Here is a 25,405-nt window from a genome sequence, read left to right as displayed (position 1 = left end):
GCCGGGACCAGGTCCCGGCCGGCTCGACGGGCGTCGTCGCGTCAGGCGACGGGGACGACGTCGGACGTCGCGGCCCCCTGCTGCCGGTCGCGCAGCGCGGCCCGGCGGCTCGGGTCGGCGACGAACGCCGGGTACCGGAGGATGCCGGGCCGGCGGGCCTCCCAGGTGAGCCCCTTGACGGTGCTCCAGCAGACGAGCTCCTTGAGCCACGCCCCGGTGCGGGCGCCGAGGCGGCCGCCGAGGAAGGCGCGAACCGGGACGTCGCCGCGGTTCGCGAACTGGAACAGGCCCGCCCCGCGGCCGAGGCTGAGGCACTGGCCGAGGAAGCCGACGGCGGCCGGCGCGGGCGTGGCACCCGCCAGCCGGGCGAGCACGGTGTCCGCCGCGGCGCCGCCGAGCTGGCCGGCGGCCTGGCAGCTCATCCGGTACGGCAGGCCCGACGGCGCGCCCGCGTCGCCGGCGGCGACGATCCGCTCGTCGTCGACGCTGGTCAGCGTCTCGTCGGTCAGCAGGCGGCCCGCCGCGTCGGTGCTCAGCCCGCTGCGGGCGGCGAGGTCGGGGACGGTGAACCCGGCCGTCCAGATCGTGACGTCGCTCGGCAGATCGCGGCCGTCCGCGAGCTGCACCGCCTCGGCCGTCACCGCCGTCACGGTGGCCCCCGGTCCCGCCACGACCTCCACGCCGAGGCGCGCGAGCGCCGTCGCGACGGCCCGGCGACCGTGCGGGTGGAGGTACGGCCCGAGCGTGTCGCCGCAGACCAGCGTCACCGCGCGGCCCTGCTCCGCCAGCTCGGACGCCGTCTCGATGCCCGACGGCCCGGCGCCCACCACCGTCACGCGTGCCGCCGGCCCGGCAGCGGCCAGCTCGGGAGCCAGCCGATCGGCCTCCTCGAGGCTCGCCAGGGCGAACGCGTGCTCGGCCGCGCCCGGCACGGCCGGCGCGGCGCTGGTGCTGCCCACCGCGTACACGAGGTAGTCGTACGCGAGGCTGCCGCCGTCGGCGAGCACGAGCCTGCGCCCCTGGGCGTCGATCCGGTCCACCGTCGCGACCTCGAGCCGCACCCTCTCGGCGAGCACCTCCCGGTAGTCCACGACCGCGTCGTGCGAGCCGGCGACCCGCTGGTGCAGCCGGATCCGCTCCACGAACGTCGGGCGGTCGTTCACCAGCGTCACGGCCACGTCGTCCCGCGCCGTCAGGCGGTTCGCCGCCATCACCCCGGCGTAGCCGCCGCCCACCACCACGACCTGCGTTGCGTCGGACATCTCGTCTCCTCGGTCCGTCTCGTCATCGGTTGCTCACGGTGACGACGAGACGAGGGCTGGAGGTGTGACCGCGTCGCAGCGGAGACGACGACGGCGCCCGGTCGCGGGGTGCGACCGGGCGCCGTCGTGGCGTGCCTGGGATCAGGCGCTGGTGACCTCGATGCGCTGCGGCGTCGTGCCGGCGAAGACGCCGGCGACGGTGACCGTCAGGACGCCCGCGTCGTAGGACGCCGTCACGGCGTCACCGTCCACGGCCTTCGGCAGGGTGACGACGCGGCGGAAGGCGCCGAAGCGGACCTCCGAGATGCGTCGGCCCTCCGACTCCTCCGGGCGCTGGTCCTTCCGCTCGCCGCGCACGACGAGCTTGCGGCCCTCGACCTCGACGGTGACGTCCTCGGCCGGGTTCACGCCCGGCAGGTCGAGGCGTGCGACGAGGTCCTCGCCGTCGCGGTACACGTCGGCGGCGGGAACGGGGCCCTCGCTGCGCAGGTCCGCGAGGCGCGGGGTCCACAGGTCGCGGAGCCAGGCGTCGGCGAACGGGGTGCGGTTCAGGGTGGTGGTCATGCTGTCCTCCTCCAGATGAGTTGCTGCTGACGAGTTCAACTTGAGCCACCCCGACTCAATTTCCGGGTTCGCCGACGGCGGACTCGTGCCTTCCGAGATGTGCGCATGGGCGCGGTAGGAGGACGACTTGAGCGCGTCGTCCCGGGCGTCTTACCCGCCGGCAACACGGGTGAAATGCGAGGTCGGCAAGGGTGACGAAGGTCGGTAGACGTAGACGATCGGAGTCCCTCGTGAGCACGTTCACCATCCGCCGCCTCGCGGCGGTCGCGGCCGGAGCGGTCCTGGCCTCGTCAGCAACCGTCGGCGGTGCGGCGGCGACCCCCGTCGCCGCCGACCGGCCGGCGTTCGGGCATGGGCATCGCCCCGGCGCGCAGGACCCGACGACCTTCACCATCGCGGAGGCGACCAAGGCGCTGAAGACGGGCCGGGTCACCTCGGTCGAGCTGACCCGGGCCTACCTGGACCGCATCGCGCAGCACGAGCCCTACTACAACGCGTTCACCCGGCTGAACCCGGACGCCCTGGTCGAGGCGGCCGCGGCAGACGCGGCCCGCCAGGGCTCTCAGAAGGACGTGGGCCCGCTGGAGGGCGTGCCGATCGTCATCAAGGACTCCCTGGACGTGCGCGGGCTGCCCACGACCTCCGGGTGGGCGGTGACCAGCCCCGAGGCGGGCGGCGTCGCCCTGGTCCCCCAGGACGACGCCCCCGTGGTCGAACGCCTGCGCGAGGCCGGGGCGGTCATCGTGGGCAAGACCAACCTGCCGGTCCTGGCGGGGTCCGGCTCCAACGCGAACAACTCGGCCTACGGCCCGACGTTCAACGCGCTGGACCAGGACTGGGCGCCGGGTGGGTCGTCCAGCGGGTCGGCCACCGCCGTCGCTGGTGACTTCGCGGTGACCGGCATCGCGGAGGAGACGGGCGGGTCGATCCAGAACCCGGCGTCGGCGCAGTCGCTGTTCGCGGTCAAGCCGACTTTCGGGCTGGTGCCGAACACCGGGAACATGCCGCTGGCCGGGAACACCCGTGACGTGCTGGGGCCCCTGGCCAAGACTCCCGAGGACGCCGCGATCATGCTGGACGTCATGGCCGGCACCCATTCCGGTGACCCCAAGACCGCGGGTGCCGAGGTGCCCGATGGCGGGTACACGTCGCAGCTGTCCAAGCGAGCCCTGGAAGGTACGCGCATCGGCCTCTACGGGCCGGGCTGGCGCTCCGGGCAGGGCGGTGAGCTCTCCGACGAGACGGCGGCCTTGTACGCCGAGGCCGTGGACAACCTGCAGGAGCAGGGCGCGACCGTCGTCGAGGACCCGTTCGAGGGGACCAGGTTCGCCGACCTCGCGAAGATCGGCGAGGGCGGCTACGACGGGCGAGGCAGCGTGGGCAACGCGCACGCCGTCGAGGACTACCTGGCCGGGCTTGGCGACGGAGCCGCGGTGAGCTCGCTCGAGCAGCTGGACGACTGGGCCGACGCCCACGGGTTCGCCGGTGACGAGCGGATCGACGAGATGGTCGAGGCGCTGGCCACCGAGCCCACGACCGACGCCGAGTTCGAGGCGGTGTCGGAGCAGTACCAGGAGCTGTTCGACCAGGTCATGGACACGCAGGACCTCGATGCGCTGGTGTTCCCGCAGCAGGTCGAGGAGATCCCCGGCATCTACGACGGGGAGATCAACGCCTCGACCGTGTCGGAGATCAACATCTCCCAGCTGCCAGGCGTCGTGGTGCCGGACGGTGCGTACGACTCGGGCAAGCCGTTCAACCTCATCTTCGTCGGCAAGAAGTACTCCGAGGCCGACCTGCTCGGGTTCGCGTACGACTATGACGAGGCCTATGACGGCCGCGTCGTGAACCGGAACCTGGCCACCACACCCGGGCCGGTGCAGCCGGACGAGCAGTAGGGGCGTCGCGCGTCGGCCGTCGCTCAACTGCGGAGGAGCTCAATCGCCGGTTGTCGGTCGACGCCGGCCGCGCACCACCATGATGACCAGGCCCAGGACGAGCCACACGGCCGCCACCTCCAGGGCGAGATGACTGGCCAGGACGAGCACGGTGACGACGATCGCCAGGCCGACGACGGGGACGACCGTGTGCAGGACGCGGCGGTCGGTGCGCTTGCCGACCACGTAGTAGCCGACCACCGCGACGTGCAGGACGACGAATGCGGTCAGGGCGCCGACCGTGACCATCGAGGACAGCAGGTCGAGGCCGTCGGGCCGGATCGCCGCCGCCACGGCGATGAGGAGCGTCGCGACCGCCGAGACGAGGGTCGCCAGGCGGGGCACGCCGGTCCGGCGGCTCACGGACCCGAGTCGTGCGGGCAGCTGTCCGTCGCGTGCCATCCCGTACATGAGGCGGCTCACCGCGGCCTGCGCGACGAGCGCGGAGAGGACGGGACCGAGCGCGCGCGCCGTCGTGACCGTCGTGCCGAGCCACGCCCCCATCTCCTCGCTGATCGTCGTGTAGAAGATCGTGCCCTGCTCCTCGGGGTTCGCGGCCAGCTCCTGGGGCGTCGCCGTCGTGAGGAGCGCGCCCAGGTAGGTCTGGAGCACGAAGAGGGCCCCGGCGAGGACGAGGCAGAAGATCAGGGCCCGGCCGATCTGCCGCGGGGAGCCGGTGCTCTCCTCGGCGAACGTGGCGATCGCGTCGAACCCCAGGAAGGCCAGAGCCGCCACCGAGACCGCCCCGAGCGTCCCGGCGAGCGTGAACCCGTCGAGCCCGGTCAGCGGGGACAACCACGGCCGGGCCGGCCCCTCCTGCACCAGGACGACGACCGCGCCGACGCAGAAGGCGGCGAGCACCACGATCTCCACGACCAGGGCGACGAACCCCACGGTGGCGGCGAGCCTGACCCCGCCGAGGTTCAGGCCGGTGATGAGGAGCACGGCGGCGCCGGTGAACGCCCAGACCGGCACCGTGGGGAACAGGGCGTGGCTGGCGATCCCGCAGAACAGCGCGGCCAGGCTCGGGATGAACAGGTAGTCCAGGCCGATCATCCACCCGGCCATGAAGCCCGGCCGCCGACCCAGCCCCGCGGTCGCGTAGGCCGAGACCGACCCCGCCTTCGGGACCGCGACGGACATGCGGGCGTACGACCAGGCCGTGAACGCCATCGCCACGGTCGCGACGACGAACACGAGGGCGACCGCGCCGTTGCTGCGCGCGTCCAGCACGCCGAAGGTGCCCATCGGCGCGGTCGGGCCGATGAACAGCAGGCCGTAGACGACGAGGTGCCGCAGCGACAGGCTCCGGTGGAGCTGTCCCTCCGGAGGGGCGGGCGGGAGGGCGTCCGTCGCAGGGCGCGGTTCGGTAGACGCGGGACTCAGCTCCTCGGCAGCCGGTGTGCGGGCTGTGCCAGCGTAGGACGGCAGGGGCGGCACGGAACGTCGACAAGGCGGGTGTGCCCGACTAGGGCTCGTCGTCGACGGAGCCTGCGGTGCCGGGAGCCGTGCCGGGCTCGAACGGGAGGACCAGGTGGAGCCGGCCGCCGCCGTCGTCGTTGACGCCGAGCGTGAGCGCGCCGCCACGGGACTCGGCGCGTGCGCGGTGACGTGCCAGCCCGGACAGCGCGGGGTCGGCGGAATCGGGCCCGCTGCCGTCGTCGTCCACGACGACGTCGAGCACGCGGCGCCCGTCGGGCGCCGCGTCGGGGCGGACCTCCGCGCGCACCGTGACCGCCGTCGCGCCGCCGTGCCGGAGCGCGTTGGTCACCGCCTCCTCGATCACGTAGACGACGACCAGCCGCTCGGGGACGGGAAGGGGCGCCCGGTGGGCGTCCACGAGACGCTGCAGGGTCGGGCCCAGGGTCAGCGAGGTCGCGACGCTCACGGGCAGGCGGCCCAGCAGCGTCCGGACCGCGTCGAACGTGCCGAGGTCGGCCCCCGACGGGAACAGGCTGTGGCTGAGCACGCGTATGTCCTCCTCGCGCAGCTCGTCGAGGTCCTCCGCCCACCCCCGGAGGGTCTCTCGCCAGCGCGAGCGGGCGGGCTCGTCCAGCTCGGCCGCCAGCGCGTCCAGGCCCCCGGAGATCACCACCAGCCGCTGCTGGACGGTGCCGTGCAACCGGTCGGCCACGCTGCGCCGCACGCGCAGCTCCTCCGCCTCGAGCTCCCGTACGGTGGCCGCGGCCCGGGCCTCCTGCGCCAGGCGTCGCTCGCGCTCGTCGTCCTCACGCTGCAGGAACCACGCGACGAGCAGCCCGGCGCCGAGCGCGCCCGAGTAGCCCAGCATCCCCGTCACCCAGGCGGCGAACCCGCCGGGGCTGACCGCGTCCGGCGCCGACATGATCGGCACGAGGATGAGTAGCCGGACCAGGGCCTGCCCCGCCGCGAGCGCCGCGGCCACCGCGAGGCGCGCCGGCCACGGGCGCACCCAGCGGTTCACGGCGACGATCAGCCCGACGAGGACGAGGCCGATCACCAGGGTCACGCCGCCGACCCACCATGCCAGGTCAGCGGCGTCTGCGTCGCCGTCCCACTCCACGGCCTGCTCCGTCACGAGCACCGTGAACACCACGACGTTGAGGACGGCGACGGCGACGGCGGTCCGCTCGCGTCGCCGGCGGCGTGCGGTCTGCCAGGCCGGCGAGAGGGTCAGCGCCGCCACGTGCGCCCCGTCTGCTCCAGGAACGCCAGCACGGCACTGACCCGGCGGTTGCCGTCCGCGCCCTCCAGGCCGAGACGCCGGTAGATCGTGAGGAGATGGCTCTCCACCGACCGGGGCGAGATCGAGAGCTGCTCGGACACCCCGTCGTTCGACAGACCCTCAGCCACCAGGCGCAGCACCTGGAGCTGCGCGCGGGTCAGGTCGGCGACCTCGCTGCCGGCTCGGGGCTCCGAGCGCCGCACCAGCTCCGGATCGATCACCACCTGGCCGGCCGCGGCCGCGGCGATGGCACCGACCAGCACGTCGCGCGTGAAGGACGACCGTTTGGACAGGTAGCTCCACGGGCGGGTCGTCTCCTTCTGCACCGCCGTGAACAGGCCCATGACGTCGTGGCTCGAAAGCAGCATCACCGCGAGGCCGGGGTCCGCACGCTGCAGCTGCAGGCCGAGCGCGATGCCGTTACCGTCCTCCAGGTTCACGTCCAGGACCGCCACGTCCGCGCTGCCGGGCAGGATCGTCAGGCGAGCCGCCGCCACGCTGTCCAGCGCGTGCACGAGGCGCAGGCCGGGTGCCTCCGCGACGGTGCGCTCGAGCATCGCCCGCATCAGGGCCTCGTCCTCGACGACGCTCACCCGGACCGTGCGATCTGCGCCCACGCGTCCTCCGCCGTCGTCGTCCCCGTGCCTGGCCCCTGGGCGGCGCAGGCGCCGCGCCAGCACGCAAAACCGTACGTGTTTCCACGCAGATCCGCCGGTCGGACACCGTGCCCGGCGGTCGGATGGTCCCGTCAGCCACCCGACCGGCACCTGCCGGCAGCGACAGGAGAGACCGATGGACGACCAGAACCTCGCCCCCACCACCGCACAGGCCGCAGAGCCCGCGCGCCGACGCCGCAAGCTCCTCGCGCTCGGGGCCGGAGGCCTGGTGCTCGGGATCGGCGCCGTCGTCACGATGGCCGCCTGGACCGACACCGAGGTGGCAACCGGTGACTTCGCCGCCGGGTCCTTCGGCCTGCAGAGCAGTGCCGACGGCGCCGACTTCGCCGACCACGACACGTCCGCCGAGGCCCTGACCATCTCCTTCGGTGACCTGGCGCAGAACCTGTCCCCGACGGACTCCGCGACTGCGGTCTACGCGGTGCGCCTCGACCCGGCGTCCACCTACGGCGCCGATGTCACCGGCGTCGTCGAGGCCTCGGGGGCCGCGGCGGACAACCTCACCTACACGGTCCAGCAGGTCGACGACATCGATGGCTCCACCGCGCAGGGCACGCTCGTGTCCTCGGAGTCGGTGCAGGCCACGGGGTCGCACGACCTGTTCACGCTCGACGCGCTCTCCGACGTCGTGTACCTCAAGGTCACCGTGACAGCCGACGAGGACCTGGCGCAGGGCGAGACGGCGACCGTGCTGTGGACCCTGACCGGCGAGTCGACGACCTCGCTCTGACCCGATGACGACCCACCGACCCGACGGCGCGCGGACGGACCCCGTCCGACGTCGCGCCGTGCGCCCCGTCCGTCCCACCAGGGTGCTCGGCATCCTGGCGGGCGGGCTCGTGCTCGGTGTCGGCAGCGTGTGGACCGTCGCCGCCTGGCAGGATACCGAGACGGCGTCCGCCACCTTCACCGCCGGCTCCTTCGACACGCAGTCACAGGGCGTCGGCGGCGAGTGGGCGCACCACGCGCCCGGGTCGGCGGCGGTCCTCGCCGCCGACCTCACCGGGCTCGCCCCTGGCGGCACGTACGACACCCCGGCTCCCGGCGACTCCCGCTTCGGCCGGCTCAACGTGCGCACGGCCGCGGGCAGCACCCGCGGCGGCGACGTGGCCCTGACCGGTGTCGCCGCCGACGGCGCCCTCGCGGGCGCCCTGGAGTACCGCGTCGTCGCCCGCGAGTCGTCGACGGCGGACTGCGGCGCCGCCGACTTCACCAGCGGCGCCACCTACCTCGCCGGGGGGCCGTCGACCTACGTGCCCGTGACCGCCGGGGCGCCCGGCGGCGCCACCGTGCCCGTCGCGGCGGACGCGCAGGATGCCGCCGGCCTCTGCCTCGACGTCCGCGTCGCCGCGCCGGGCGACGGGGACACCGGCACCGAGGTGCAGGGCACCTCCACGAGCCTCGGGCTCACCCTCACCGTCACCCAGACCGGCTGACCCGGACGGAGACCCCCCGATGACGACGAGACGACGCCCCCGCCCCCTGGCGGTCGCCGGCGAGATCCTGCTGTGGCCGGCCGCGGCCCTCGGCCTGCTGTGCGTGGTGCTCGCCGCGCTCGGCGCCGGGCTCGGCTTCCAGGTGGTCCTCTTCAGCTCGGGGTCGATGTCGCCGACCATCCCCGCAGGGTCCGCCGCGCTGGTGCGGACCGTCACGGCGGCCGACCTGCGCCCCGGCGACGTGGTGACCGTGGAGCGCGACGGCGGGCGCATGCCCGTCACCCACCGCGTCGTCGAGGTCGCCGCGGCCGACGGTGACCCTGCCGCCCGCACCCTGACCCTCCAGGGCGACGCGAACGCCCAGGTCGACGCCGAGACCTACCGCGTCACCGAGGCCGGACGCGTCGTGGCCTCCGTCCCGGGGGTCGCCGGCCTGGTCGCGCGGCTCGGCGACCCGCGGGTGCTCGCGCCCGTTGGCGCCGCCGCCGCCGCGCTGGTCGTCTGGGGCCTGTGGCCGCGGCGGCCCTCCCGGGCCGCGGCCACGGGCACGGGCACCTCGCCGGTGACCCGGCCGGAGACCATCCACGCGACGTCCGCCCAGGGCGCGGGCGTCCTCGCCCTCGTGGTGCCGCTGGCGCTCGCGGGCGTCGTGGCGACGCCCACCCCCGCGGGGGCGAACACCGGCGACGAGCACGTGGTCCAGGGGCAGTACCTACGGCTCACGTCCGTCGCAGGCGACGGCGCCGACCGGCTGTCCCCCGGGGACTCCACCGACTGGGCGGTGGGCGTCGCAGCGGACGCCGGCGACGGCACCGTCGCGCGCACCCTGCGGGTCGACGGCGCGCTGGCCGCCCACGTCCGGGTCGCGGTCGAGTCCTGCCCGGAGCGCTGGAGCGGGAGCGGGTGCGCCCCGGGGGCGCGGACCCTCGTCGCGCCCACCGCGGTCGCGCCCGGGGACGTGGTCGACCTCGGCGGGCAGGACGCCCGCGACGAGCGCTGGCTGCGGGTGCGCGTGACCCTGCCGGCCGACGCGCCCGAGAGCGCCCAGGCCCTGGCGGGGACGCTGACGCTCCGGGCGGCCGGGAGCGGCGAGAGCGTCGCCGTCACGCCCGGCGGCGGGCCGGGGGGCGGACCGGGCGACGAGCCGGGCGACGTGTCGGGTGCCTCGGGGTCCGGTGGCACGGGGTCCGGCGGCACGGGCGTCGGAGCCGGAGGCGGCGAGGGCTCGGCCCCCGCCGGGGCCGGCGCCGGGGAGGTGTCCGCGACCGGTGGGCCGGGCTGGGCCGCGGACGTGCCGGGCTGGGCCGCGGGCGTGCCGGGCGCGCTGCCCCGCACCGGCGCGGACCTGGCTCCGTGGCTGGCGCTCGCCTTGATGGCGGTGCTGGTCGGGGCCGCGCTGCGCGCCGGCCGGCGCGCGACGGAGAAGATCGGACCGGAGTCGGGGAGCGAGTCATGAGGAGCACGATCGAGCGTGTGCGGGCGGCCGTCCGGCGGCGGCCCGCGGGCCGCGCGCTGCTGGCGGGCGGGCTGGCGCTGTCCGTCGCCGCGGGAGTTGCCGGAGGCGTCGCGCTCGGCGTCGGCGGTGCCGGGCCGCGGGCCACCGACGCGGCGTGGGCCAGCCAGGAGGCCGGGGCGGTGAGTGCGACGGCGGGTACGGTCGCGGTCCCGGCGACGACCTGCGAGGGGCACAACAACTCCCCGAACCTCCTGAAGCTCGCCCCGGGCGACGACGGCCTGGAGGTCACCGGCTACCGGGTCGTCATGAGCGTCGACGAGAGCGCGCACGGGGTGCCGGATGCGTGGCAGACGGGGACGACGTCGGACGGGGCACCGCTCCTGCCCGCGAACGCGACGACGGACGTCCCCGCGGGCACGACGGCGGTGGCGTGGGGAGTGTCGTCCGGCCTCAACTACACCATCACCGGCACGGTCACCGTGCGGGCACTGGGTCCGGGCGGGTGGACGTCCGAGCCCGTCGTCTACACGTGGAGCGTCGGGTTCGACTGGCTCGGGATCGGCTACGGGTCGTGCACCCCCGCCTGAGCGCCGGTCACTCCGGTGGCCGCCAGCCGAGCACCACGGCAGGCGACCTGAGCTGCTGACGTCGTGCCTGGTGACGGTTCCGGGCAGGCGGCTTCAGAGAGCCAGCGCAACACCTTTACCTGCTGGAGGTTGTTGTGCCGAGGAAGTTGCCGTGGCCGGTGTGTCAGACCGCCTTGCACGGTCTGATTCGTGGGGAGTCTGCGATCCAGCTCGTGCGTGAGCTGGGTGTCGTGATGGGAACGGTGCAGAAGTGGGCGAGGCTCGCGGGCATGACTCTCGTCGTGGGGGGCCAACATGGTGGTGCTGTAGCCGTCGGGGTCGAGGGCACCGTGGGGGCCATGGGCGCCGTGGGTGAGGATCGTGACCACGTGTCGGTGAGCGGGTCGTATCGGCGGTTGACGCTCGCGGATCGCTCGTTCATCCAGGCGGCGTTGTCGTTGCCCGAGCCGATGTCGATGCGCCGGATCGCGGCCGAGATCGGGGTGGCTCCGTCGACGGTCTCGCGGGAGATCGCCTCCCACCAGGTCGTCTACTGGGGCCAGGCGAAGTACGACGCTGAGGTGGCGCACTACCGGGCGCGGGCTGCCCGGCCTCGTCGGCGGCCGGGCAAGCTCGCCGACCCGTGGCTGCGGACGCAGGTCGTGGAAAGGTTGAACGCCAAGCATTCGCCGCAGCAGGTCGCGCGGCGGCTGCGTCTGGAGTTCCCCACCGAGCCGGAGAAGCATGTGTCGCACGAGACGATCTACCAGGCCCTGTACGTGCAGGGCAGGGGCGCATTGCGGCACGAGCTGACCGTCACCAAGGCCCTGCGCTCGGGGCGCCAGTCCCGCAGGCCGCAGTCCAAGCTCCCGCGCCGGCCCTCGCGACCGTGGCTGGACGGCGCCCGCCTGGCAGACCGTCCCGCCGAGGTCACCGACCGGGCCGTGCCGGGGCATTGGGAAGGTGACCTCGTGGTCGGGCCGAACAGCTCCGGGATCGTCACCCTCGTGGAACGCTCCACCCGTTACGCCCTGATCGGCCGACTGCCCGGCCTGCGCGACAGCCGGACAGTGATCGAGGTGATGCAGGCCATGATCGCCCAGCTACCCAGCGAGCTGTTACGCACGATCACCTGGGACCAGGGCACCGAGATGGCCTCCCACACGGCCTTCACCATCGCGACCGGGTGCCCGGTCTACTTCTGCGACCCGCACTCGCCATGGCAGCGCGGCAGCAACGAGAACCTCAACGGGCTGGTCCGCGACTTCCACCCCAAGGGCACCAACTTCAACCAGGTCACGGACGACGAGATCGCCGAGATGCAACGACTCCTGAACACCCGACCCCGCCAGACCCTCGGGTTCTACACCCCGCAAGAGAAACTCACCGAACTGATCACCGGTGTTGCGCTAGTCCTCTGAAACCGCCACGCAGAACCGTCACCAGGTACTACGTCGGTCGGCGCTCACCCCTCCGGCGGGCGCCACGACATCACAGGGCGGAGGGCGCGGGCACCCAGCGCCTCCGTCCAGCGGCCGACGGTGCGCATCCCGGCGTCGCGCACGGCGGTGGCGGCGGGCGACGTCCACAGCGTCGGGCCGGAGACCCGGGCCGACATCCGCATCACCTTCGCCACGCGCGGCCGCCGCTCGGCGGACCACCGCTGCAGCGCGTCGGCGACGGCGTCGTCCAGGCGGACGCGTGCGCCGAGCACCACCGCGTCCTCGAGCGCCTGGCACCCGCCCTGTCCGAGGTTGGGCAGCATCGCGTGCGCGGCGTCGCCGACGAGCACCACCCGGCCGGCCGCGAGCGACGCGGGAGGGACGGGCAGGTGCCGCAGCTCGTGCCGCAGCGCCCCGGCGTCGTCGACGGACGCGAGCAGGGCGGGGACCGGCTCGTGCCAGCCGGCGAGGCGGTCGCGCAGCTCGTCGAGGTCGCGGGGAACGCCGACGCCGTCGGCGACCGAGACGTACATGTAGACGCGTCCGTCGGCCAGCGGCATGACCCCGGCGACGATCCCGCGGCCCCAGATCTCGGAGCCGACGACGCCCGGCACCGACGGCGTCACGAACCGCCACGCCGTCGACCCGCCGGACACCGGGGCGGGGGCGCTCGGCCACCAGCGGGTCCGCGTCGCGGAGTCGATGCCGTCGGCCGCGACGACGAGGTCCGCGTCGACGTCCACCGTCGTGCCCGTGTCGTCGGTGACGGCGACGCGCGCCGGTCGCGTCGTCGTCCCCGGGTCGACGACGACGGCGGACGCCCCGAGCCGCAGCGCACCGTCCGGCAGCGCCTCCGCGAGCAGCCCCACCAGCTGCGCGCGGTGCAGCATCAGGGTGCGGTCGCCGAAGACCGACTCGGCGCCCTCCGCGCGGCCGCGGACCAGCCATGTGCCGTCGGGACGGCGCAGTCCGAACTCGCCCTGCAGGGCGGCCAGGTCGCGTGTCGCGTCGCCGACCCCCAGCGCGTCGAGCGACCGCACCGCGTTCGGCGCGACGACGATCCCTGCGCCTACCGGGTCCAGAGACGTCGCGCGCTCGATGACCGTGACGTCCCAGCCGTGGCGCGCGAGCGCCACGCCCGACGCCAGGCCGCCGATCCCGCCGCCGATCACCGTCGCCGTGGGGGTCCCGTCCGCCGTGGGGGTCATGGTCCCTGACGGTAGGCCAGGGGCGCGCCCGTCGCGTCCGCTCCGGCGACCCTCGTCACCGGAGGCCCTCGGCATCGAGCAGCGGTGCCGGCGGCAGATCGAGTCGGGTCGCCAGCCGCTCGAGCAGTGCGCGGACGTCGGCGCGGGCCAACGCCACGGGGTCGGCCTCCCGGATCGTCCTGACAGGCCGGTGGATGGCGGCGGTGACGCGCCTCGTGACGGTGATGCGCACGCCGGGGCGCGGGGCGTCGAACCAGTACCAGACGTCGCCGATCCGCACCGGCGAGCCTGACCACCAGGCCTGCATCCCGTCGTCGGAGAACCGGTCGAGCAGGCGCTGCAGCTCACGGTCGTAGGCCCGCGGGGCGCCGTTGGCGGGACCGCCCCCGACAACCGTGAGCTCGTGGGGTTGCTCGGGCGCCGTGACCCCGCGGCCCTCGGTGCGGACCGTCCAGCGTGGTGCCGGGGCTGTCCCCTCGACGGACCGGGCCCGAGCGCTGGTCAGCGCGGCGGAGAGTGTCGCGCCGTCCCACCTTCGCGCCACCGCGAGCCGCGCGAGCGCCCCGTCGAGCACGTCCGCGACGAGGCGCGCGACCTCCGGTGGCGCCGCGTCAGCGACGTCGTCGGGCACGCGGACCCGCACCGACTCGGAGGAGTCGGGGCGGTCGCAGTCGACCAGGACGAGGACGCCGTTCTGGCCCGGATCCGGCCTCTGCGCCACCAGCATGACCGACGACGCGGGGCCGACGAGACCGAGCTCCCCGAGTGCGCGCTCGTAGGCGCCGACGACCGGCGCGGCCGCACCCGCGAACGCGCAGCGGGCCGGGTCGTGGTCGGGGACGAAGACGTCGAGGCGTCGCACTCGCGGCATGGGGGGCTCCCGGGGTCGTGTCGAGCTGCGCCGGAAAGCAGACCTGCCCGGCGACATCGAGGGTGCTCGGGGCCACACCGAGGCGCCGGAATCCTGTCCACGCGCGGCACGTTCCCCAGGCGTGACGACGATCGAGGCCATGCCGCAGGCGGCGGACGTCGTCGTGGTCGGGGCGGGCCAGGCAGGTCTGTCCGCGGCCTACCACCTGCGACGGCGTGGCTTCGTGCCCGCTGCCGACGCGTCCTCCGGCGCCCGCACGTACGTGGTCCTCGACGCCGAGGAGGGGCCCGGGGGAGCGTGGCGGCACCGCTGGCGCTCGCTGCGGATGAGCACCGTGAACGGCATCCACGACCTGCCCGGTATCGAGCAGCCCGACGTGGAGCCGGAGGCGGCGAGCGTCGACGTGCTGCCCGCGTACTTCGGCGACTACGAGCGCGAGCTCGGCCTTGCCGTCGTGCGCCCCGTGCGGGTGCGTCGCGTCGAGCCGGCGGACGACGGCGGGCTCCTCGTCCGGTGGGAGGGCGGCGGCCGGACGGGCACCGTCGTCGCGCGGGCTCTCGTCAACGCGACGGGTACGTGGTCGAAGCCGTTCTGGCCGGCGTACCCGGGGCAGGAGACGTTCCGCGGACGTCAGCTGCACACGGCCGACTACGTGCGGGCGGAGGACTTCGCGGGCCAGCGTGTCGCCGTCGTCGGCGGCGGGATCTCGGCCGTGCAGCTGCTGGAGGAGGTCTCGCACGTGGCGCAGACCTTCTGGTTCACGCGGCGCGAGCCGGAGTGGCGCGACACCTTCGAGCCCGAGGACGGGTCGCGCGCCGTCGCGAGGGTCGCCGACCGGGTGCGCGACGGGCTGCCGCCGTTGAGCGTCGTGTCGGTGACCGGCCTGATCCGTACCCCGACGCTGCTGGCCGCAGAGGCGCGCGGGGTGCTCGACCGCCGACCCATGTTCACCCGCATCGTCCCTGACGGCGTCGTCACGCCCGACGGTGAGACCCTCCCCGTCGACGTCATCTTCTGGAACACCGGCTTCCGCGCCGCGCTCGACCACCTGCGGCCGCTGCACCTGCGCACCGCCGGCGGCGGCATCCGCATGGACGGCACGCAGGTGGACGGCGAGCCGCGGGTGCACCTCATCGGTTACGGGCCGTCCGCCTCCACCATCGGCGCCAACCGCGCCGGTCGCGACGCCGTGCACCGGATCGTGCGCTACCTCGACGCCTCCGCCGGCGCCACGGCACGGAAGAGCTCGTAGCGCCACGCCAGGTGGTCGCGGTCAGGACGGTCCGCTCGCCGTTTCGGCAGGGTCAGCTGCCGCCCGTGCATCTCCTGCAGGCCGTGCTTGAGCATCGGCCCGTCGATCTCCTCGAGCAGGCGTAGCGCGATGCGGACCTCGTGGTCGGGCGTCACACCGAGCATGTTCTGGTCGTAGGCGGCGTGGTGGATCTTGCACAGGGCAAGGCCGTTGTTGACCGTCGGGGCGCCGAGCTCGTGCCCGTCCGGCACGATGTGGGCGGCGTCGAGCAGGGACCCGTGCTTGAGCTCGCAGATCGCGCACCGGGTCTCGTACGCGACGAGCACGCGGGTGCGGAATGCCGGCTGGTGCAGCCGCTGCTTCGCGAGACGGCGTGCGTACTCCCGCTGTGGCTCGCTCAGGTGCGCGGGGTCGTGGATGAACCGGAACGCCTCGTCCAAGGCGATGAGGAACTGCCGGTTCTGCGGCTCGTCGTCCACGACGTACACGGGGAACACGGGCGTGTAGACGTTCGCGATCTCCTTGCGGAACAGGATGAGCGGCATCCCCGTCTCCATCGCGTGCCGGAGCTTGCGGTTGTCGCCGGACCACGGGTCGCCCTTGCGGTACGCGTAGTGCAGCAGCCCGTCCTCGGACTCGGTGTCGTCGTAGGGGCCGTCGGCGGCGCTGACGATCGAGAGCGTCGAGTCGAAGGACGCCGGGTTACGGATGCCGCGCGAGTAGTCGATGACGGGCAGCTTCTCGCCGCCGAGGCGGAAGCTGAGCAGCTCGTCGCGCCGCAGGAAGCCGCCGTTGGCCTCCGCCCGCTCGCCGACCCACGCCATGATCTGCCTGCGCAGCTCCGCCTCGACCGCCGACTCCACCTGAGGAGCTCACCATCGCGCCGCCTCCGCCGCAAGGGTTCGTGGGAGCAACTCTCCTGGTGGCGGAGGAATTCACCCCGCCCGGTCCACGAGCAGCGCGAGCTGCACGCGGTTCACGCCGAGCCGGGTGGTGGCGCGGGCCAGGTGGGTCTTGACGGTCGCCTCGCCCAGGAAGAGCCGCTCCGCGATCTGGGCGTTCGTCAGTCCTTCGGCGACGGCGCCCGCGATCTCCATCTCCCGCTCGGTGAGCTGCGCGAGCAGCTCGCGCGCCTCGCGCTGGCCTCGGGCGGCCGGTCTGGAGCCCACCTGCTCCATGACGACGCGCGCGGCCCGCGGGGACAGTGCGCCCTCGCCCGCGGCGACGGAGCGGACCGCGGCGACCAGCTCGTCCGGGCCGGAGTCCTTCGCGAGGAAGCCCGCGGCTCCGGCGTGGACGGCGTCCAGGATCGCCGACTCGGTGTCGAACGACGTCATGGCGATCACGCCGGGCGCGGACGGTAGCGCGACGACGGCCGCGGTGGCGCGGATCCCGTCCATCCGGCCCATCCGGAGGTCCATGAGGACGACGTCCGGGTGGTGGGCCTGCACGGCGGTGACGACCTCGTCGCCGTCGGCGGCCTCGGCGACGACGTCGAGGCCGCTCTTCGTGAGGATGGTCCGCAGGAACCCGCGCACCATCGCGTCGTCGTCGACGACCATCACCCTGACCACACGCCGACCCTAGCCACTGCCGGGGACGCCCGGGCAGCCCGCGAGGGGAGACCGGGTCAGTCCTCGGCGGCGACCCACGGCAGGTGTGCCCGCACCCGGAACCCGCCGTCGTCGGTCGGGCCGGCGTCGAACGAGCCCCCGAGGGCCTCGCACCGTTCCCGCATCCCGGGGATGCCGACGCCCCCGCCGGGGACGCCGACGCCCGCGGCAGCGGCGTCGTTGCGCACGACGACGTCCATCCCGGCGCCGGGGCGGGCACGCACGCTGACGTCCACGCGCGTGCCGGGCGCGTGCTTCGCGGCGTTCGTCAACGACTCCTGCACCACGCGGTAGACGGCGCGGGTGAGGCCGGGAGGTGCGGCGTCGGCGTCGGTGACGAACACGGTGGCGGTGACGTCGACGCCGCGCTCCCGCGCGCCGTCGAGCAGGTCGGCCAGGTCGGCGAGGGAGGGCGCGGCGCCGGAGTACTCCTCCGCGCCGTCGCGCAGCGACTTGATGAGGGTGCGCATCTCCTCCAGGGCGCGATGTGCCGACGAGCGCATGGACCGTGCCGCGTCGCCGACGCCCGGGTCCTCGGACGACACCTCGAGCGACGCGGCCTCCAGGGAGACCAGGGAAAGCTGGTGCGCCACGGTGTCGTGCATCTCGCGGGCGATGAGGTCGCGCTCCTCCTGCCGGGTGAGCTCGGTGCGCAACGCCTCGGACTCGGCCCGGAGGTCCGCGGCGCGCCGCGCCTCGGCGGTGGCCTGCCGGCGTGCCTCCTGGGCGGCGACGTCGGCCCGCTGCGCGACCTGGCGTGCGGCGTCCGCGTCGGCGTTGGCGCTCACGAGCCGTCGCAGGAGCCCGGCGCCGACGGAGACGGCGAGGCCGAGCACCCCCAGGACCGTGTACCCCACGGGGGACATGTACGAGACGATGCCGTTCTCGAGCGCCACCGAGAAGACCGCCTGCGGCGTGACGGTGGCGTCGCGCCAGAAGGTGACGACGAGAGCGAGGGCCGTCGCGCCGCCGCACCACAGGCTGCGTCGCAGGTCGGTCCGCGCGATCACCCACGGGAGCGCGATGAGCGGCGCGACGGCGCCGAGCGGCCCGACGACGCCGACCGCGGCGGTCGCGAGGCAGACGAGCACCGGGTGCGACATCCGCCACCACATCGCGGCACCGACCCCGAGCGAGACGACGAACCACAGCATCGACAGGGCGAGGTCGTCGCCACCGAACTGGTCCACCGGCGCGGCGAAGGCGATGCCGACCAGCGCGCAGAACCACGCCACGGCCATGGCGCCGATCGTGCCCGCCACGCGCCAGAACCGTCGGCCGGGCGAGGGGCGTCCCGTCGCCGCGGCCGGGGCGGGGCCGGACGGCCGGTAGGGCTGCGCGACCCCGGTCGGCGCCGGAGGCCCGTAGGGCGGTGCCGGAGGACCGTAGGGCGATACCGGGGGCCCGTAGGGCGATGCCGGAGAACCTCCCGGCGGTGGCGTCCCGTAGGGCGTCGCCCCGGGCGAGGGCTGGGCGTAGGGCGGCGCCGGCGGGGTGGGGGCGCCTGGCACCTGGCCGCCGGGGCCGCCCGACGGCGGGCGGCCGTACGGGTCGGCGGGGTTCGGCGGCGGATTCATGCGGGCAGCGTACGGCGGTCGTCGGCCGGCCGCCGTCCCCCGATCGGCTCGACGGCGGGTGAACGACGTCCACCTTTCGGCTGGGCCTCCCGAGCCGCGAAGGGGATCCGCCGGGGGTGTGCCGCGCCGGACGATCGTGCCGTTCCGATCGACGCCCCGGCCCTCGTGGCACCGCACCCCTCAGGAGTCCCCATGTCCACGCCTCACCCCGACCCGTCCCAGCAGCCCGTGCCGCCGCAGCCCGGCCAGCAGCCGCAGCAGTACCCCCAGCAGCAGTACTCCCAGGAGCAGTACCCGCAGCAGCCGTACGGGCAGCCGCAGCCCGGCCAGCAGGCGCCCTATGGCGCGCCGCAGGGCTGGTCGCAGCAGCCGCAGATGCCGCCGGCGCCGGAGAAGCGCAAGAACTGGTTCGCCCGTCACAAGGTGCTCACCGGGCTCGGCGCGGCCGTGGCCCTCGTCGTCATCATCGCGAGCACGAGCGGCGGGGGCGGCGGCGACGGCACCGCCGATGTCGACGCCACCACGGCGCAGCAGGCGGAGGCGGCGACGGACGAGGCCGCGGACAAGCCCGCCGAGGGCACGAAGACCGAGAACACCGAGAAGCCCGCGAAGGAGGAGAAGGCCGACACGCTGCCCGCCGTCGGCGACAAGGTCCGCGACGGCAAGTTCGAGTTCACCGTGACGAAGCTCGAGGACGGCGTGCAGGAGGTCGGCGACGAGTTCCTGAGCGAGAAGGCCCAGGGCCAGTTCGTGCTCGTCCACATGACGGTGGAGAACATCGGCGACGAGGCGCAGTACTTCGACGGCAGCAGCCAGAGCCTCGTCGACACGGAGGGGCGCACGCACTCGGCGGACTCCGAGGCCGCCATCTACCTCGACGAGTCCAACTCGTTCCTCAACGAGATCAACCCCGGGAACACGGTCGACGGGGTCGTCGTCTTCGACATCCCCGAGAAGGCCACCCCGGAGACCCTCGAGCTGCACGACTCGATGTTCTCCGGCGGTGTCGAGGTCGCGGTGAAGTGACGCCCGCGACGCCATGACCGTCCCTGCCCGTCGACCGTCACTCCCCGACGGCCGGCGGGCAGGGACACGTGTCCGCGGCCGCGCGTACGGTCGACCTGTCGACCCACGACCCGCAAGGAGGCGGACGCCATGACCACCGACCGCACGGACGCGCCGGACGACGTGGCCACCGAGTTCTTCGACCGCTACCGGCGGGCGCTGCTCGACCGGGACGAGGCTGCCGTCGCGGACCTGTACGCGGTACCCGCGCTGATCCTGTTTCCCGGGCAGTCCCTGCCGGTGACCAGCCGGGCACAGACGGAGCGGTTCTTCGCCGCGTCGTGGAGCCAGTACGACGGCGTCGCCGACATGACCGCGGACCTGCGGGTCGTGGCGGCGACGGCGCACAGCGTCTGGGCCGACGTGGCCTGGCGCCATGACGGGCCGGGCGAGGGCACCGAACGGTTCGTGTACCAGCTGGTGCGCACGGACGACGGCTGGCGTATCGCCGTGCTCACGCCGATGGACGTGTGAGCGGATACTGGCGGGATGACGGTGACGAACCCTGTCGAGCGGCTGCGGGCGCGGCTGGGCGACGCGCTGTTCGAGAAGGTCGCGGGCCCGGAGGCGGAGGCGTCCCGGGACCGCATCCACCTGACGCCCGGGCCGCGGTGGTTCGCGCCCGACAGCCCGATCGGGCGGGTGCACGCCGACGCGTCGATGTTCGTGGGCGGCCTGCGGGCGCTGCTGCTGCAGTCGCTGCACCCGCTCGCGATGGCGGGGGTGGCCGGCCACTCGGGGTACCGCGGTGACCCGTGGGGCCGCCTGGAGCGCACGGCGACGTTCATCGCCACGACGACGTTCGGCACGGCCGACGACGCGCAGGCGGCCGTGGACCGGGTCCGGTCGGTGCACGAGCGGGTGCGCGGCAAGGCGCCGGACGGTCGTCCGTACCGCGCGGGCGACCCGCACCTGCTGACCTGGGTGCACGCGGCGGAGGCGGACTCGTTCCTCACCGCGCACCAGCGGTTCGGGGAGCGGCCGCTCAGCAGGAACGAGGCCGACGAGTACGTGGCGCAGGCCGCGCGGGTGGCGCGGGCCCTGGGCGCCGTCGTCGTGCCGGAGACGGTGGCGGCCCTGCACGAGACGATCGAGGCGTACCGGCCCGAGCTGGCGGCGTCGGAGGCCGCGCTGGACACGGTGCGGTACCTGCTGCTCGAGCCCCCGCTGCCCCGTGCGGCCCGGCCCCCGTACGCGCTGCTCGCCGCGGGCGCCGTCTCGACCCTCCCGGCCTGGGCGCGCGACGCGCTCGACCTCGACACCTGGTTCCGCCGCACCCTCGGAGGGCCGGCGGGGGCCCTCGCCACCCGCGCAGTGCGGTGGGGGATGAGCACGTCCGAGCGCACCCGGGTCTATCCCCGGGCGGGTGTCCCCACGGCGACGACGGGCTGACGGCCGCCTGACGTCCGGGAGGCGTGCCGACGACGTCCGCGTGACGGCCGCGAGGCGCCGATGACCTGCGGGAACCGGGCCGATGAACGTTGCCCGAACGCTTCGCCGGCACCCCGGTCCACCCGGACATTTCGGACGGAGCGGTTCCTAGAGTCACGGCCGTGACCACCGTCGTGACCCCACGGCCGTCCGGTCTCCCGGACGCCCCGTCGGCCCGGGCGGGCACCCCGCCCGACCGCCGACCACCCGCCACCCGACCCCGCACGCGCCTCGGCGCGCGCCGCCGCCGGAACGCCCTGCTGTGGGCGCTGCTGCTGGCCGGCCCGAACGTGCTGCTGATCCTCGTCTTCGTCTACCGCCCGCTGCTGGAGAGCCTCTACCTCTCGACGCTGCAGTGGAACCTCGGCTCCCCGTCGGCCCGCTTCGTCGGGCTCGGCAACTACGTCGAGTGGTTCACCGCGCCGACCACGGGCCGCATCGTCACCACGACGCTGGTGTTCACGGTCGCGACCGTCGGCGGCGCGATGGTGCTGGGCCTGGGCCTCGCGCTGCTGCTGAACCGTCGGCTGCGGTTCCGCGGCGTCGCCCGCACCGTCGCGTTCGCGCCGTACGTGCTGAGCGGCTTCGCCGTCGGCATCCTGTGGCTGTTCATGTTCGACCCCCGCTACGGGCTGGTCCAGGAGCTGCTCGGCTGGGTGGGCGTCGCCTCGCCCGCCTGGTACACCGACCGGCCGTGGCCGCTGGTCATGGTGATCGTCGTCTACCTGTGGAAGAACCTCGGGTACGTCGCCCTCATCTACCTGGCAGGCCTGCAGGCCGTGCCGCAGGACCTGCGCGACGCCGCCGCCCTCGACGGCGCGTCGTCGGCCCGCACGCTGCGCTCGATCGTGCTGCCGCTGCTCACCCCGACCACGTTCTTCCTGCTGGTCACGATGATGCTCAGCTCGCTCCAGTCGTTCGACATCATCAAGGCGATGACCCAGGGCGGCCCCCTGGGCTCCACGACGACGCTCATGTACTCGATCTACGAGGAGAGCTTCGTCAACGGGCGTGCCGGGTACGCCTCTGCCGTCGCCACCGTCCTGTTCCTCGTGCTGCTGGCCGTCACCGCGGTGCAGATGCGGTACGTCCAGCGGAAGGTGCACTACGCATGAGCGCCACCACGACCGTCCGCACGACGGCGGCGCCCACTCCGTCCGGGCTCCCCGGCAGGACGCCCCGGCGGCGTTCGCCGCTCGTCGGCGGCTACCTCACGATGGCGTTCGCGACCGTCGTCCTCGGCCTGCCGCTCGTGTGGCTGTTCCTCGCGAGCCTCAAGACGCCCGAGGAGCTGTACCAGGTGCCCCTTCAGTGGCTGCCCGGGGCCCCGAGCCTCGACAACTACGCCCAGGCGGCGGGCGCGATCCCGCTCGGGCGGCTGCTCGCCAACAGCATCGGCCTGACGGTGGTGGGCGCGGGCCTCAAGGTGGCGCTCGGCCTCACCTGCGCGTACGCGCTCGTCTTCCTCGACTTCCCGTTCAAGCGGGTCGTGTTCGGCCTGGTCATCGCCACGCTGATGATCCCGCCGCAGATCACGATCATCCCCAACTACACGCTGGTCGCGGACCTCGGCTGGCTCAACACCTACCAGGGGATCCTCGTGCCCGGCCTGGCCAGCGCCTTCGGGACCTTCCTGTTCCGTCAGCACTTCCTCACCCTGCCGGCCTCGATCCTCGAGGCGGCGGAGCTCGACGGCGCCGGCCACTGGCGCAAGCTGTGGCGGTTCGTCGTGCCGATGAGCACGCCCACGCTGGCGGCGGTCGCGCTGGTGTCCGTCGTGACCGAGTGGAACGACTACCTGTGGCCGTTCCTCGTCGTCGACCACGCCGAGAAGATGACGCTCCCCGTCGGCCTCACCCTGCTGCAGAACACCGACGGCATGTCGAACTGGGGCGTGCTGCTGGCCGCGACGGTCGTCGTGACGCTGCCGATCCTGCTCGTCTTCCTGATCCTCCAGCGACGGCTCGTCGCCGGACTGACCGCGGGCGCCGTGACGGGTTGAGCACGACCCGTCCGGCCCGCCCGCACCCCGAAGCACCTCGAACCGTCCCGAACCAAGGAGCATGTGTGTCCCACCGTCCTGCCCGCCGCACCCGGAACGCCGTCGCGGCGCTCGCCGCGGTCTCGGCACTCACCCTCACCGCCTGTGCCGGCCCGAGCGTCGGCGCCACCGGGTCGTCCGACGACGCGTCGGCCGACGTCGACTGGTCGCAGGTGGAGCCTGCGAAGGAGATCACCTGGTGGAGCAACCACCCGGGCCAGTCGCAGGAGATCGAGCAGCAGCTCATCGACGACTTCACCGCCGAGTCGGGCATCGAGGTCGACCTCGTGACCGCCGGCGCCGACTACGACGAGGTCGCGCAGCGCTTCCAGGCCGCCTCGCAGACCGACGAGCTCCCCGATCTCGTCATCGCCTCCGACGTGTGGTGGTTCCGGTACCACCTCAACGACCAGATCATGCCTGTGGACGACGTCATGGAGTACCTCGACGCCGACGCGGACGACTTCCAGCCCGCCCTGTACGCCGACTACGAGTACGAGGACCAGCACTGGGCGGTGCCGTACGCCCGCTCGACGCCGCTCTTCTACTACAACAAGGACCTGTGGGAGAAGGCCGGCCTGCCCGACCGCGGCCCGGAGACCTGGGACGAGCTGATCGACTGGGACGCGAAGCTCAAGGGCGAGGTGCCGGACGGCGGCTCGACGCTCGGCCTGTCCACGGGGCCGTCGTGGGGCGCCTGGTGGTTCGAGAACATGATCTGGGGCACCGGCGGCGCCTACTCGGATGGCTTCGACCTCACCCTCGACACGCCGGAGGCGGTCGCGGGCGGCGAGTTCGTGCGCGACCTGTTCCACGGCTCGGGCGTCGCGACCCTCTCGGCGGACGACGCGATGGCGGACTTCTCGTCCGGCCTCGTCGCCTCGACGATCGGCTCCACCGGCTCCCTCAAGGGCGCGCTCGACGCCGCGTCGTTCGAGGTCGGGACGGCGTACCTGCCCGACGGCCCCCAGGGCGGCGGCACCCCGACCGGCGGCACCGGGCTGGCGATCCCGTCGTCGAAGACGCCGGAGGAGCAGCTCGCGGCGGCGATGTTCCTGGAGTTCCTCACGAACACCGAGAACACGGCGACGTTCTCGCAGGCCACCGGCTACATGCCGGTGCGCACCTCCGCCGTCGAGAGCGACGCGATGAAGGCGACGTACGCCGAGACGCCGCAGTTCCGCACGGCCGTGGACCAGCTCGCCGACAAGGCCCGCGTGCAGGACGACGTGCGGGTCTTCGTGCCCGGTGCGGACGCCCTGCTCAACGAGGCGCTCGAGCAGATCGTCATCGAGGACGCCGACCCCAGGACGGCCTTCGACGCGATCGTGCCGCGCATCGAGACGGCGTACACCGAGAACGTGGAGCCGTACCTGTGACGGGCGGGACCGTGCCCGCCGGGACCGTGCCCGGCGGGCGGGCCGGCGGCGCGTCCCGGCCGCGCGTCGTCGCGCACCGCGGCAACAGCGCCGTCGCGCCGCAGAACACGCGTGCGGCGTTCGAGAGCGCGGCCCGCGCGGGGGCCGACGCGCTGGAGATCGACGTGCGGCTCACCGCGGACGGCGAGGTCGTGGTGATCCACGACGAGACGGTGGACGCGACGACGAGCGGCAGCGGCAAGCTGGCCGACCTCGAGCTGCGCGAGGTGCGGCTGCTCGACGCCGGGTCGTGGTTCTCCTCCGCCTACGCCGGGCAGCGCGTGCCGACGTTCGCGGAGGTCGTCGACCTGCTGCGGCGCCACCCGGGCCTGGACCTGCTGCTGGAGGTCAAGGGCGTGTGGTCGGCGCGGGAGGCGCGCCGGGTCACCGAGCCGCTGCGGGCGGCAGGGCTCGCCGACCGCACGGTGGCTCAGAGCTTCTGGCCCGAGACGGTGGCCGCCCTGCGCTCCGCCGACCCGGGGCTGCGCCGCGGTCTGCTCGTCACGGGCGCCCGGGACGACCTCGTCGCGCGCTGCCGTGACCTCGACGTCGTCATGTGCAACCCCCAGGGCACGGTGCTCCGTGACGACCCCGACGTCGTCGCCCGGCTGCACGACGCCGGCCTCGCCACCGCGGTCTGGACGCTGAACGAGCCCGCGCACTGGGCCGCCGCCGTCGCCCTCGGGGTGGACGAGATCATCACCGACCGCCCCGACCGGCTGGCGGGCTGGCTGGACGGGGTGCACCAGGACGCGTCCGGGGGCGCCGGAGCCTGAGCCCCTCCGCGTCCCGACGGGCCGGTCGTCCCCGTGACGGCCGGCCCGTCGTCGAACCTGCGCCCTCCTCACGAGTGTCGAAGCGCTTGAACAACGTCTCGTCCCGTGG

24 protein-coding genes are annotated in these 25,405 nt (G+C 74.0%); 14 read left to right on the top strand and 10 right to left on the bottom strand.

Annotated features, from left to right (window positions below; translation table 11 throughout):
• Positions 1-41 precede the first annotated feature (41 nt).
• A complete protein-coding gene (locus ACH436_RS18800; RefSeq protein ID WP_430561728.1) occupies positions 42-1,262 on the bottom strand; it encodes an NAD(P)/FAD-dependent oxidoreductase in 1,221 nt (406 codons plus the stop codon).
• Positions 1,263-1,403: 141 nt separating this feature from the next.
• Positions 1,404-1,826 carry an Hsp20/alpha crystallin family protein gene (locus ACH436_RS18795; RefSeq protein WP_430561727.1) on the bottom strand — a complete coding sequence of 141 codons (423 nt, stop codon included), beginning with the start codon at positions 1,824-1,826 and terminating at the stop codon, positions 1,404-1,406.
• Positions 1,827-2,056: 230 nt separating this feature from the next.
• Between ACH436_RS18795 and ACH436_RS18790 the strand changes: the two genes are divergently transcribed.
• A complete protein-coding gene (locus tag ACH436_RS18790; protein WP_430561726.1) occupies positions 2,057-3,724 on the top strand; it encodes an amidase in 1,668 nt (555 codons plus the stop codon).
• Between the two features lie 39 nt (positions 3,725-3,763).
• Here the strand turns inward: ACH436_RS18790 and ACH436_RS18785 are convergent, their stop codons facing one another.
• From ACH436_RS18785 to ACH436_RS18775, 3 genes are read right to left on the bottom strand one after another with little or no spacing between them, the layout of a single operon-like run.
• Positions 3,764-5,203 carry an APC family permease gene (locus tag ACH436_RS18785; protein WP_430561725.1) on the bottom strand — a complete coding sequence of 480 codons (1,440 nt, stop codon included), beginning with the start codon at positions 5,201-5,203 and terminating at the stop codon, positions 3,764-3,766.
• 28 nt (positions 5,204-5,231) lie between these two features.
• Positions 5,232-6,428 (bottom strand): sensor histidine kinase, encoded by a 1,197-nt coding sequence (locus ACH436_RS18780; protein ID WP_430561724.1) that lies wholly within the window; start codon positions 6,426-6,428, stop codon positions 5,232-5,234.
• Complete coding sequence (locus ACH436_RS18775; RefSeq protein WP_430561723.1) at positions 6,416-7,084, bottom strand: response regulator transcription factor; 669 nt, start codon at positions 7,082-7,084, stop codon at positions 6,416-6,418. The genes ACH436_RS18780 and ACH436_RS18775 overlap by 13 nt, the downstream gene beginning before the upstream one ends.
• 175 nt (positions 7,085-7,259) lie before the next feature.
• On the opposite strand from ACH436_RS18775, the gene ACH436_RS18770 reads away from it, so the two are divergent.
• From ACH436_RS18770 to ACH436_RS18750, 5 genes are all read left to right on the top strand, one after another.
• A complete protein-coding gene (locus tag ACH436_RS18770; RefSeq protein WP_430561722.1) occupies positions 7,260-7,874 on the top strand; it encodes a SipW-dependent-type signal peptide-containing protein in 615 nt (204 codons plus the stop codon).
• Between the two features lie 4 nt (positions 7,875-7,878).
• On the top strand, positions 7,879-8,580 hold the full coding sequence (locus ACH436_RS18765) for a SipW-dependent-type signal peptide-containing protein (RefSeq protein ID WP_430561721.1): 702 nt from the start codon (positions 7,879-7,881) through the stop codon (positions 8,578-8,580).
• A gap of 19 nt (positions 8,581-8,599) precedes the next feature.
• Entirely contained in the window at positions 8,600-10,036 is a 1,437-nt protein-coding gene (locus ACH436_RS18760; protein ID WP_430561720.1) for a signal peptidase I, read from the top strand.
• Positions 10,033-10,623 carry a hypothetical protein gene (locus tag ACH436_RS18755; RefSeq protein ID WP_430561719.1) on the top strand — a complete coding sequence of 197 codons (591 nt, stop codon included), beginning with the start codon at positions 10,033-10,035 and terminating at the stop codon, positions 10,621-10,623. Before ACH436_RS18760 ends, ACH436_RS18755 begins: the two co-directional genes overlap by 4 nt.
• Before the next feature lie 269 nt (positions 10,624-10,892).
• Positions 10,893-12,023 (top strand): IS30 family transposase, encoded by a 1,131-nt coding sequence (locus ACH436_RS18750; RefSeq protein WP_430561718.1) that lies wholly within the window; start codon positions 10,893-10,895, stop codon positions 12,021-12,023.
• Positions 12,024-12,067: 44 nt separating this feature from the next.
• Here the strand turns inward: ACH436_RS18750 and ACH436_RS18745 are convergent, their stop codons facing one another.
• Together ACH436_RS18745 and ACH436_RS18740 are read right to left on the bottom strand one after the other, a co-directional pair.
• A complete protein-coding gene (locus ACH436_RS18745; RefSeq protein WP_430561717.1) occupies positions 12,068-13,252 on the bottom strand; it encodes an FAD-dependent monooxygenase in 1,185 nt (394 codons plus the stop codon).
• Between the two features lie 55 nt (positions 13,253-13,307).
• Positions 13,308-14,123, bottom strand: coding sequence for a hypothetical protein (locus ACH436_RS18740; protein ID WP_430561716.1), 816 nt, complete (start codon positions 14,121-14,123; stop codon positions 13,308-13,310).
• Between the two features lie 139 nt (positions 14,124-14,262).
• Between ACH436_RS18740 and ACH436_RS18735 the strand changes: the two genes are divergently transcribed.
• Positions 14,263-15,375, top strand: coding sequence for an FAD-dependent oxidoreductase (locus ACH436_RS18735; RefSeq protein ID WP_430561843.1), 1,113 nt, complete (start codon positions 14,263-14,265; stop codon positions 15,373-15,375).
• Here ACH436_RS18735 and ACH436_RS18730 read toward each other — a convergent pair.
• The 3 genes from ACH436_RS18730 to ACH436_RS18720 all read right to left on the bottom strand — a co-directional run bounded on the left by ACH436_RS18730 (position 15,330) and on the right by ACH436_RS18720 (position 18,250).
• Entirely contained in the window at positions 15,330-16,238 is a 909-nt protein-coding gene (locus ACH436_RS18730; RefSeq protein ID WP_430561715.1) for an HNH endonuclease, read from the bottom strand. The genes ACH436_RS18735 and ACH436_RS18730 overlap by 46 nt on opposite strands.
• Before the next feature lie 72 nt (positions 16,239-16,310).
• Complete coding sequence (locus ACH436_RS18725; protein WP_430561714.1) at positions 16,311-16,949, bottom strand: response regulator; 639 nt, start codon at positions 16,947-16,949, stop codon at positions 16,311-16,313.
• Between the two features lie 56 nt (positions 16,950-17,005).
• The gene (locus ACH436_RS18720) at positions 17,006-18,250 is read right to left on the bottom strand and encodes a sensor histidine kinase (protein ID WP_430561713.1); all 1,245 of its coding nucleotides are present in this window, start codon (positions 18,248-18,250) and stop codon (positions 17,006-17,008) included.
• Positions 18,251-18,757: 507 nt separating this feature from the next.
• Between ACH436_RS18720 and ACH436_RS18715 the strand changes: the two genes are divergently transcribed.
• The 7 genes from ACH436_RS18715 to ACH436_RS18685 all read left to right on the top strand — a co-directional run bounded on the left by ACH436_RS18715 (position 18,758) and on the right by ACH436_RS18685 (position 25,296).
• A complete protein-coding gene (locus tag ACH436_RS18715; protein ID WP_430561712.1) occupies positions 18,758-19,591 on the top strand; it encodes a DUF4352 domain-containing protein in 834 nt (277 codons plus the stop codon).
• A 129-nt stretch (positions 19,592-19,720) separates the two neighbouring features.
• On the top strand, positions 19,721-20,104 hold the full coding sequence (locus ACH436_RS18710) for a nuclear transport factor 2 family protein (RefSeq protein WP_430561711.1): 384 nt from the start codon (positions 19,721-19,723) through the stop codon (positions 20,102-20,104).
• 15 nt (positions 20,105-20,119) lie between these two features.
• Positions 20,120-21,022: an oxygenase MpaB family protein gene (locus ACH436_RS18705; protein ID WP_430561710.1), complete on the top strand. Its 903-nt coding sequence runs from the start codon at positions 20,120-20,122 to the stop codon at positions 21,020-21,022.
• 161 nt (positions 21,023-21,183) lie between these two features.
• Positions 21,184-22,176 (top strand): carbohydrate ABC transporter permease, encoded by a 993-nt coding sequence (locus ACH436_RS18700; RefSeq protein ID WP_430561709.1) that lies wholly within the window; start codon positions 21,184-21,186, stop codon positions 22,174-22,176.
• A complete protein-coding gene (locus tag ACH436_RS18695) occupies positions 22,173-23,063 on the top strand; it encodes a carbohydrate ABC transporter permease (RefSeq protein ID WP_430561708.1) in 891 nt (296 codons plus the stop codon). The genes ACH436_RS18700 and ACH436_RS18695 overlap by 4 nt, the downstream gene beginning before the upstream one ends.
• Before the next feature lie 65 nt (positions 23,064-23,128).
• Positions 23,129-24,481 carry an ABC transporter substrate-binding protein gene (locus tag ACH436_RS18690; protein WP_430561707.1) on the top strand — a complete coding sequence of 451 codons (1,353 nt, stop codon included), beginning with the start codon at positions 23,129-23,131 and terminating at the stop codon, positions 24,479-24,481.
• A gap of 11 nt (positions 24,482-24,492) precedes the next feature.
• Positions 24,493-25,296 carry a glycerophosphodiester phosphodiesterase gene (locus ACH436_RS18685; protein WP_430561706.1) on the top strand — a complete coding sequence of 268 codons (804 nt, stop codon included), beginning with the start codon at positions 24,493-24,495 and terminating at the stop codon, positions 25,294-25,296.
• Positions 25,297-25,405 lie beyond the last annotated feature (109 nt).

It is taken from the genome of Isoptericola sp. NPDC019693, assembly GCF_044389085.1.
In the GTDB taxonomy this organism is placed as follows: Bacteria; Actinomycetota; Actinomycetes; order Actinomycetales; family Cellulomonadaceae; genus Isoptericola.
Note: the sequence above shows the minus strand (reverse complement) of the source record. Positions and strands in the feature narration are given on the sequence as shown.